6 protein-coding genes are annotated in these 9,384 nt (G+C 70.9%); 4 read left to right on the top strand and 2 right to left on the bottom strand.

Annotated elements, in window-relative coordinates:
* The first annotated feature begins 344 nt into the window (after nt 1-344).
* Nucleotides 345-3,230 (top strand): pitrilysin family protein, encoded by a 2,886-nt coding sequence (locus CEK68_RS20640; protein ID WP_152240511.1) that lies wholly within the window; start codon nt 345-347, stop codon nt 3,228-3,230.
* Between the two features lie 306 nt (nt 3,231-3,536).
* Complete coding sequence (locus CEK68_RS20635; RefSeq protein WP_152240510.1) at nt 3,537-4,316, top strand: DUF72 domain-containing protein; 780 nt, start codon at nt 3,537-3,539, stop codon at nt 4,314-4,316.
* A 419-nt stretch (nt 4,317-4,735) separates the two neighbouring features.
* Here CEK68_RS20635 and CEK68_RS20630 read toward each other — a convergent pair whose 3' ends face one another.
* Nucleotides 4,736-5,092: a hypothetical protein gene (locus CEK68_RS20630; RefSeq protein ID WP_226977997.1), complete on the bottom strand. Its 357-nt coding sequence runs from the start codon at nt 5,090-5,092 to the stop codon at nt 4,736-4,738.
* A gap of 330 nt (nt 5,093-5,422) precedes the next feature.
* Between CEK68_RS20630 and CEK68_RS20625 the strand changes: the two genes are divergently transcribed.
* Entirely contained in the window at nt 5,423-6,340 is a 918-nt protein-coding gene (locus tag CEK68_RS20625; protein WP_152240509.1) for a GAF domain-containing protein, read from the top strand.
* Between the two features lie 295 nt (nt 6,341-6,635).
* A complete protein-coding gene (gene treA, locus CEK68_RS20620) occupies nt 6,636-8,330 on the top strand; it encodes an alpha,alpha-trehalase TreA (protein WP_152240508.1) in 1,695 nt (564 codons plus the stop codon).
* A 73-nt stretch (nt 8,331-8,403) separates the two neighbouring features.
* Here treA and CEK68_RS20615 read toward each other — a convergent pair whose 3' ends face one another.
* Nucleotides 8,404-9,177, bottom strand: a complete 774-nt coding sequence (locus tag CEK68_RS20615) for a lytic transglycosylase domain-containing protein (RefSeq protein WP_152240507.1) — start codon at nt 9,175-9,177, stop codon at nt 8,404-8,406.
* Nucleotides 9,178-9,384: the final 207 nt, after the last annotated feature.

Here is a 9,384-nt window from a genome sequence, read left to right as displayed (position 1 = left end):
CCCTGCACCAGAGCGGCCTCACCCGCCACCCTCTCGATCACCCGCGCGCTCAAACACCTGTGGAACACCCCTGCGCCGCAGTCGAGCACACCCCTCCCCCCCATCGCCGTGACCTCAAACTACCCCCGTGCCCCCGGCGCCCCCGCCGAGTTCGGCTTCTGCGCCGCACGCTGAGCGCGAGCACTCCGCAGCGTTCCTGAGGTCCCGCACGGCCACGCCCCCCCAGACGTGGCCGTGCGCCGTGTTGGCCCCGGCCCCGCGCCCCGCGGTGTGCCATCAGTCACGTTCCCGCCGCCGCCGCCGGCCCTCTATGCTGGCGCACTGTCCACACTCAGGCCCGGCCCATGCTCCGACCCTTGTCGCTATTGATCTCCAGCATCCTCGCCCTCGGCACCGGCGCCGCCGCAGTGGCCGCGCCGCCGGCCCTGGCCGCGGCCGCGCCGAGCCAGGCGACCACCCCGGAGATCGCCTACACCCGCTTCACCCTGCCCAATGGCCTGACGGTGGTAGTGCATGAGGACCACAAGGCGCCGGTGGTGGCGGTGAGCATCTGGTACCACATCGGCTCGGCCGACGAGCCGGCCGGCAAGACCGGCTTCGCGCACCTGTTCGAGCACCTGATGTTCTCCGGCTCGGAGAACCACAAGGGCACCTACTTCCAGCCGTTCGAGAAGGTCGGCGCCACCGACATGAACGGCACCACCTGGTTCGACCGCACCAACTACTTCGAGACCGTGCCGACCACCGCGCTGGACACCGCGCTGTGGATGGAATCGGACCGCATGGGCCACCTGCTCGGCGCGATCGGCCAGAAGGAACTGGACACCCAGCGCGGTGTGGTCCAGAACGAAAAGCGCCAGGGCCAGAACCGCCCCTACGGCCGCGTCGACGAGAACATCCTGGCCAACCTCTTCCCGGCCAACCATCCCTACCAGCACGACACCATCGGCTCGATGGCCGACCTCGACGCGGCCTCGCTGGACGACGTCAAACAGTGGTTCCACGACAACTACGGCGCCGCCAACACCACCCTGGTGCTGGCCGGCGACATCACCGTGGCGCAGGCCAAGGCCAAGGCAGAGCAGTACTTCGGCGACATCCCCGCCGGCCGCCCGGTGCCGCGCCAGCAGCCGTGGATCACCCCGCTGGCCAAGCAGACCCGCGGCGTGCAGCACGACCACGTCGCGCAGCCGCGCATCTACCGCACCTGGGTCGCGCCGCAACTGGGCACCGACGACGCGGTGCTGCTGGATCTGGCCACCACCGTGCTCGGCGGCGGCAAGACCAGCCGCCTGTACCAGCGTCTGGTCTACCGCGACAAGCTGGCCGACGACGTCTCCGCCAACCTGCAGCCGTTCGCGCTGGCCAGCCAGTTGCAGATCACCGCCGACGTCAAGGAAGGCGTGGATCCGGCCAAGGTCGAGGCCGCCATCGCCGACGAACTGCAGAAGTTCCTGGCCGAAGGCCCCACCGCAGACGAACTCGAACGCGCGCAGGTCGGCTACCGCGCCGGCTTCGTGCGCGGCCTGGAGAAAGTCGGCGGCTTCGGCGGCAAGGCCACGGTGCTGGCCGAGGGCCAGGTCTACCGCAACGATCCGGGCGCCTACAAGAAGGACCTGCAGCGCGCGCAGGACGCCACCATCGCCAGCGTGCGCAAGGCCGCCGACACCTGGTTCGGCAAGGGCGACTACCTGCTGACCGTGCTGCCGGCGCCGGAGGGCTTCGATCCGGCGGCCGAGGACAAGGCGGTCAAGCCGCTGCCGGCGGCCCCGGGCAAGCCCGCGCCCAAGGTGCCGGCGAAGGGCGACTACAGCGTCGGCAAGACCCAGGTGGACCGCGCCGCCGGCGTGCCGGAGACCACCCAGTTCCCGAACCTTAGCTTCCCGCAACTGCAGCGCGGCAAGCTCAAGAACGGCATCGAGGTGGTGCTGGCCGAGCGCCACACCATCCCGGTCACGCGGGTCGAACTGCTGTTCGATGCCGGCTACGCGACCGACCGCGGCAGCAAGCTCGGCACCGCCAACTTCACCGCGGCGCTGATGAACGAGAGCACCCGCAACCTGGATTCGGTGGACGTGGCGCAGCGCCGCCAGCGCCTGGGCGCGATGACCAGCGTGTCCTGCGCACTGGACAGCTGCGACGCCTCGCTCAACGCGCTCAACGACCAGTTGGCGCCGTCGCTGGCGCTGTTCGCCGACATCGTGCGCAATCCGGCGTTCAAGGCCGACGACATCGAGCGCATCCGTGGCCAGTGGCTGGCCTCGATCGCGCAGGAGAAGACCCAGCCGCAGGGCCTGGCGCTGCGCACCCTGCCGCCGCTGCTGTACGGGCCGACCCATCCGTACGGCGTGCCGCTCACCGGCACCGGCACCGAGGCGGCGATCAAGAGCCTGACTGCCAGCGACCTGAGCGCGTTCCAGAACAACTGGCTGCGTCCGGACAACGTGCGCATCCTGGTCGCCGGCGACACCACCCTGGCCAAGATCATCCCGCAGCTGGATGCCGCCTTCGGCGACTGGCAGGCCCCGTCCGGCAAGCGCCCGACCAAGCGCCTGCCGCAGGTGGCCGCGCAGCCCAAGCCGCGCGTGTTCCTGATCAACCGCGACGACGCCCCGCAGTCGCTGATCCTGGCCGGCCTGCTGGCGCCCTCGACCAAGGCGCCGAACAACCTCGCCATCGACGTGGCCAACGACGCCTTCGGCGGCACCTTCACCTCGCGCTTGAACATGAACCTGCGCGAGGACAAGCGCTGGGCCTACGGCGCCAGCAGCTTCATGCTCGACGCGCAGGGCCAGCGCCCGTTCCTGTTCTTTGCCCCGGTGCAGACCGACAAGACCGCCGAGTCGGCCGCCGAGATCCTCAAGGAAGCCAAGGCCGTGGTCGGCGACAAGCCGCTGACCGCCGAGGAGATCGCCAAGATCAAGAACCAGAGCATCCGCGCCCTGCCGGGCAGCTACGAGACCACCGGCGCGGTGCTCGGCGCGATGGAAGGCATCGTCCAGTACGGCCGCCCGGACGACTACGTGCAGACGCTGAAGACGCGCCTGGAGGCGGTCGACCAGCCGGCGGCGGAAGCGGCGATCAAGGAGATCGTGGCGCCGCAGGCGATGACCTGGGTCATCGTCGGCGATCTCAAGCAGATCGAAGCGCCGGTGCGCGCGCTGAAGCTGGGCGAGGTGCAGGTGCTCGACAGCGACGGCCAGCCGGTCAAGGCGAAGGCCAAGCCGTAACGCCGCACACGCATGGCGGGGCTGCCCGCCATGCGCCACGCGCCGGCGCCAGCATGGGCGTCGGCGCCATCGCAACGCATCGCCATCGCCATCGCGCGATGCGACATGCGACATGCGACATGCGACGACAGTGAGTGAACGCGCAGGCTGCGCTCAGGCGCAGCCTGCAGGCATCTGCCTTCCCTGGCATGCGCGGGTCGCGGATGGGTCACCAAAGCGGCGCGCCGCGCCTGTCCTTCACGGCTCCTGGTCGCAACGCTTGGTATCCGACAGGCCTGCCCTCGCCTGCCCTCCCTGCCCTCGCCGATGCCGACCGCTTTTCCCCGCCGCGGCGCCACTCCTCGCATCCGCATCGGCTGCGCCGGCTGGTCGATCGCCAGCACGCAGCGCGGCCTGGTCGGCGACGGCGCCAGCCAGTTGGCGCGCTATGCCACCCGCTTCGACGCGGTCGAGATCAATTCCACGTTCTACCGCGCCCACCGCGCCAGCACCTACCAGCGCTGGGCCGACAGCGTGCCGACGGAGTTCCGCTTTTCGGCCAAACTGCCACGCACCATCACCCACGACGCGCGCCTGTCCCGCGTCGGGCCGCTGCTGCAGACCTTCCTCGACGAGGTCGGCCATCTCGGCGACAGGCTCGGCTGCCTGCTGGTGCAGCTGCCGCCGAGCCTGGCCTTCGATGCACGCACCGCCGCCACCTTCTTCGCGATGCTGCGGCGCCGCTGGCACCGCGGCATCGCCTGCGAACCGCGCCACGCCAGCTGGTTCGACGCACGCGCCGAGGCGCTGTGGCAGCGCCACCACATCGCGTGCGTGGCCGCCGACCCGGCCCTCAACGCCAACGCCGCGCAGCCGGCAGGCGCGGCGGCGCCGGCCTACTGGCGCTGGCACGGCGCACCACGCCTCTACTACAGCGGCTACGCCGACGACACACTGCGCGGCCTGGCCGAGCGCGTCGTCGCCGCCACGCCATGCACGGGCGAAACCTGGGTGATCTTCGACAACACCGCGCTCGGCCACGCCCTCGACAACGCCGCCACGCTGCAGACGCAGCTGCGCGCGCTCGGCGTCGGTGCCGCCGGCTGATCGCCATGTCCCGCCGAGTCCCGCGATATGCCGGACACGCCCCGCTCCTGCGACTGGAACCAGCCCCCGATTCGCCACCCTTGTAGAAGCAGCTTCAGCCGCGACCTCAAGCGGATCGAAGCGCCGGTGCGAGCGCCGAAACTGGGCGAGGTGCGAGTGCTGGACAGCGACGGCCAGCTGATCGGCCTCGGCCCACGTCACGGCTGCGAGGTCATCGCGGCGCGGCCTCGTCCGACTCACGGCCGCTCTGCTGCAGCACATCGGTGCACCGGCCACCTACAAGCGCGCGCAGGCCCCGAGGGCTGGACCGCTCGGCGTGGAAGCGCCCAAGACGCGGGCAGCCCCCTCGGGTACTGCAGCAGCCGGCGCGTATGGAGCGTTGCCAGGCGCGCCGGCCAACGCGGCGCAGTAGCGGCGGATCAGTGGAAAGCCACGCTGTGGATGTCCTCTCCGTCGCTCCATCGGGTACAGGCATCGGTACCTTCGATCCAAACCGGCTTCCCGGCCATGTAGGCTGAGAGCAGCATCGCCAACTGCGCCTTGCCGACGTCCGACGTCTCATCGCGGATCATGTAGTACGTCGTGTTGCCGGCGCAGGTCGGGCGTTGGCTAGGCGTGCCGTTGACCACGACGTAGTGCACGCCGTCGGTCGAACGCACATAGAGATCCTTGATCGTTCCCGTCACCCTGCTGGCGGACGCCAGGCCGGTCGGCAGCCAGAGCACAAGCAAAACAGCGGCGAGCGTGTGGGAACGGCGGGGAGCCAGCAGAGCCATGGTGGTCGTCCTTGCGAAGTGGTGGCGCGTGCCGGCGCCGAAGCATGCATCCAGCGGCATCCGGAGGCACGCAGCACGGCCATTACAGATGCTGGCGCAAACGCGTCACTCCGGCTCAGCTGAACTGCGAACCGTCAGACTGCGGATGCTATCACGGTGAATTTCCGGATCCGACGCCATCGAGCGGATCATCGTCGCTGGCGGCGCCGGGCCAGGCGCGCAAGATTCGCACGTGCACGGCGTCACGCTTGCGACATCGTCCACGCGACGTCGCCACGCCCTGCGGTATGGTGCTGCGCCTCGCGATCCGCGCCAGACCCGACGCCGCCCATGACCGATGAAGCCCAGCGCCAGCGTGTCCTCGACAGCTACCGCATCGTCGACAGCCTGCCCGAGGCCGCTTACCAGGACATTGTGCAGATCGCCGCCACGCTGTGCGACACGCCGATCGCGCTGCTGTCGCTGCTGGACCGCGACCGGCAGTGGTTCAAGGCCCGGCTCGGCCTGGAACTGCCGCAGACCGAGCGCAGCCAGGCGGTGTGCGATCACGCGATCCGAGAGCCCGAACAGCTGCTGGAAGTGCCCGACCTCGCCGACGACCCGCGTTTCGCCAATATCTCGGTGGTCCGCGGCGACACCGGCGCACGTTTCTATGCCGGCATGCCGTTGGTGACCGACGACGGCGTCGCACTAGGCACGGTCTGCGTGCTGGACACCGCACCGCGCCAGCTCAGCAATGCGCAACGCGACGGCCTGCGCGCCCTCGCGCGCACCACCATGCGCCTGCTCGACGAACGCCGCAACGCCCTGCAGCGCGAACGCGAGGCGATCCTGCATCCGCACGCCGCCGATGCCCATGGCACCGGTGCCGACGGCCGCTATCGGCTGGTGATCCTGGAAGTGCAGGAACTGGCCGCGCTGGCCGAGCGGCAGAGCGAACGCCTGCTGGGCAGCAGCCTGCAGCAACTGGACCGCACCTTGGCCAGCTACGTGCACGACGGCGGCGCCGATACCGTGGACCGCGCCACCGAGCACGCCGAATTCATCGTCATGCTGCACGGCGCCGACGCCGAGCAGAAGCTGCGCGGCCTGCGCGAGATCGCCGCGCGGCAGCAGGCGCTCGGGCTGACCGTACTGGTCGGCGACGCCCAGGCCACACGGGCGGACGAGCCGATCGGGCAGGTGTTCCTGCGCGCCGAAGCCGCGCTCAGCGCGGAGAAGGACCGCCAGCGGCCGCAGACGCCCTGACCTGCGCGCTGCGTGCCGCCGCGCGCTGGACGGCAGCTCCCCCGCCCTGACACGGGTGGGCGCCGAGTCGGCCCCAAGGCGGGCAGTCCCCAATCTGCCCCGCCGACTGGGAACCAAGCCCGACAGCGGCCCCGTTCTTGCATGCCCCCAGGCGTTGCGGTCCCTCACCGGTACGAGCCGGGCGGCGCGTGGCCGCCAGGGCAGGATGGGCGGGCCACGCACCGGATCCGGCCGCGCGCCCCCGTCTCCGCTTCGGTCGTTTACCATGCCGCACGCATCCTGCTCTGGACCCGACATGAGCCATGCCGCTCCTCCCTGTTGCACCCCGCTGCTGAGCCTGTCGCTCGGCCTGTTGCTGGGCACCGCCGATACCGCCATGGCGGAGGCCGCGCCCGCGACCACGCTGACCGCGCCGGCACCGCCGCCGCAGACGCCCGACCTGGCGTACCCGGAACTGTTCCAGGCGGTGCAGCAGCAGGAGCTGTTCGACGACCAGAAGCACTTCGTCGACGCGCTGCCGCTGCGCGACCCGGCGCTGATCAACGCCGACTATCTGGCGCAGCGCCAGCAGCCGGGCTTCGACCTGCGCCGTTTCGTCGCCGCCAACTTCGAGGAATCCGGCCCGGTGCAGACCGAGGCGATCCGCCAGGACACCGGCCTGCGCGAGCACATCGACGCGCTGTGGCCGCTGCTGGTGCGCCGCCAGGTCGACGTGCCGCCCTACAGCAGCCTGCTGTCGCTGCCGCACCCCTACGTGGTGCCGGGCGGGCGCTTCCGCGAGGTCTACTACTGGGATTCCTACTTCACCATGCTCGGCCTGGTGGAGAGCGGCGAACACGAACGCAGCCGGCAGATGCTGGACAACTTCGCCTACCTGATCGACACCTACGGGCACATCCCCAACGGCAACCGCACCTACTACCTGAGCCGCTCGCAGCCGCCGTTCTTCTCGCACATGGTGCAGTTGCAGGCCAAGGTGGAGGGCGATGCCGCCTACGCGCGCTACCTGCCGCAGTTGCAGAAGGAATACGCGTACTGGATGGAAGGCGCGCAGACTCTGGCCCCGGGCAGCGCGCATGCGCACGTGGTGCGGCTGGCCGACGGCAGCCTGCTCAACCGCTATTGGGACGCCCGCGACACGCCGCGCCCGGAAGCCTGGCTGCACGACGTGCGCACCGCCGCCGAGGCCAAGGACCGCCCCGCCGCCGAGGTCTACCGCGACCTGCGCGCCGGCGCCGAGAGCGGCTGGGACTATTCCAGCCGCTGGCTCGGCGACCGCAAGACCCTGGCCAGCATCCGCACCACCGCCATCGTCCCGGTCGACCTGAACAGCCTGCTCTACCACCTGGAGAGCACCCTGGCCCTGGCCTGCGCCAAGAACCCCGGCGCGGCCGGCTGCGATACCGACTACGCGGCCCTGGCCAGCGCGCGCAAGACCGCGATCGACAAGCACCTGTGGAGCGATGCCGGCTACTACGCCGACTACGACTGGCAGCAGCGCCGGCTGCGCGACCAGGTCACCGCCGCGGCGCTGTACCCGCTGTTCGTCGGGGTCGCCTCGCCGGCACGGGCCAAGCGCAGCGCCGACACCGTGCAGGCGCAGTTGCTGCGCCCCGGCGGCGTGGCGACCACGCGCCTGCACACCGGCCAGCAGTGGGACGAACCCAACGGCTGGGCGCCGCTGCAGTGGATCGCCGTGGACGGCCTGCGCCGCTACGGCCAGGACGCGCTGGCGCAGCGCATCGGCAGCCGCTTCCTGGCGCGGGTGCAGGCGCTGTTCGCGCAGCAGCACAAGCTGGTGGAGAAGTACGGCGTGGACGCACAGGCCAAGGGCGGCGGCGGCGGCGAGTACGCGCTGCAGGACGGCTTCGGCTGGACCAATGGCGTGACCCTGTTGCTGCTGGATCTGTATGCGGCGCCGGCCGCGGCGCCGACAGCGCCGCACGCGCAAGCGACGGCCGAAGCCGAGGCGGAGGCCGTCGCGCTCTGAGCCGCCGCGGGCGGCACCGCGGCCACGCCGCGTCCGCCTGCGCCCCCGTCAACGCCGGCGGTGGGCGCCGCCGCTATTGCGCGGGCGTCTCCACGGCCATCCCCATCGCAAGGCGGTAGCGCTGGTACAGCGCCATCACCTTGTCGATGTACGCGCGGGTCTCCGCGTACGGCGGCACGCCGCCGTAGCGCGCCACCGCGCCGATGCCGGCGTTGTAGGCCGCCGCGGCCAGCACCCGATCGCCGGCGTAGCGGCGCAGCAGCGCGCGCATGTAGCGGGCGCCGCCGTCGATGGACTGGTCGGCCGCGAACGGATCGCGCACGCCGTACTCCCTGGCGACCTCGGGCAACAGTTGCATCACCCCCTGCGCGCCCTTGGGCGAGACCGCGGCGGCATCGAATCCGCTCTCGGCATGCGCGATCGCGCGCAGCCACGGCTCGTCGACCCCGGTGGCGCGCGCCGCGGCGCGGAACTGTTTGGCATGCGCCTGCAGTTGCGGCGCCCCGAGCTTGCCCAGTCCGGGATGCGCCACCTCTCCCGGCGGCGTGACCGCAGTGAAGCGCAGATACGGCCGCGAGCCCGGCAGATTGCGCGTGGAGTAGACCAATTGCCCGTCCTGCTCGCGCTCGTACAGGGTGCCGCTGAACACGCCGAGGTTGCCCCACAGATTGGGCGTGGCGATCGCCGCATCGTCCAGTTCCCTGGGGGTGCAGCGCGAACCCGGTTCCGGCGCGGTAGCCAGGCTGACCGTGCCGTCGCGCACGCAGCGGTACACCGTGCGCGCTGCCGCATCGGCGACGACGCCACAGCACAGCAGCAGGCACAGCGCGGCACGGGCAAGCGGCATCGGCGACACGCTCGGATGGGGCGGGCGCGCATCATCGCGCAGCGCGCGTGGACGCAGGTGACGGCCTGTCGCTCGGCGCTGTTTCCGGCACGGGTCTGGGTAGGAGTCAACTGTCATGCACCTGCGATGACAGGAGGAGCGTACGGGGCCTGATCGCGCGCGATGGCATTGAGCCAGCGCAGGAACTTGTGCATGCAGGGGAGCATG

The organism is Xanthomonas sp. LMG 12461 (assembly GCF_009192935.1).
Lineage (GTDB): Bacteria > Pseudomonadota > Gammaproteobacteria > Xanthomonadales > Xanthomonadaceae > Xanthomonas_A > Xanthomonas_A sontii.
The sequence above is the reverse complement of the archived record's forward strand: the minus strand, read 5'-3'. Positions and strand labels throughout refer to the sequence as shown.

What these genes read in the sequence shown, in the direction of transcription:
- CEK68_RS20625 (WP_152240509.1), top strand. Translation starts at nt 5,423, where the DNA reads ATGACCGATGAAGCCCAGCGCCAGCGTGTCCTCGACAGCTACCGCATC.
- CEK68_RS20615 (WP_152240507.1), bottom strand. Translation starts at nt 9,177, where the DNA reads ATGCCGCTTGCCCGTGCCGCGCTGTGCCTGCTGCTGTGCTGTGGCGTC.
- CEK68_RS20635 (WP_152240510.1), top strand. Translation starts at nt 3,537, where the DNA reads ATGCCGACCGCTTTTCCCCGCCGCGGCGCCACTCCTCGCATCCGCATC.
- CEK68_RS20630 (WP_226977997.1), bottom strand. Translation starts at nt 5,092, where the DNA reads ATGGCTCTGCTGGCTCCCCGCCGTTCCCACACGCTCGCCGCTGTTTTG.
- CEK68_RS20640 (WP_152240511.1), top strand. Translation starts at nt 345, where the DNA reads ATGCTCCGACCCTTGTCGCTATTGATCTCCAGCATCCTCGCCCTCGGC.
- treA (WP_152240508.1), top strand. Translation starts at nt 6,636, where the DNA reads ATGAGCCATGCCGCTCCTCCCTGTTGCACCCCGCTGCTGAGCCTGTCG.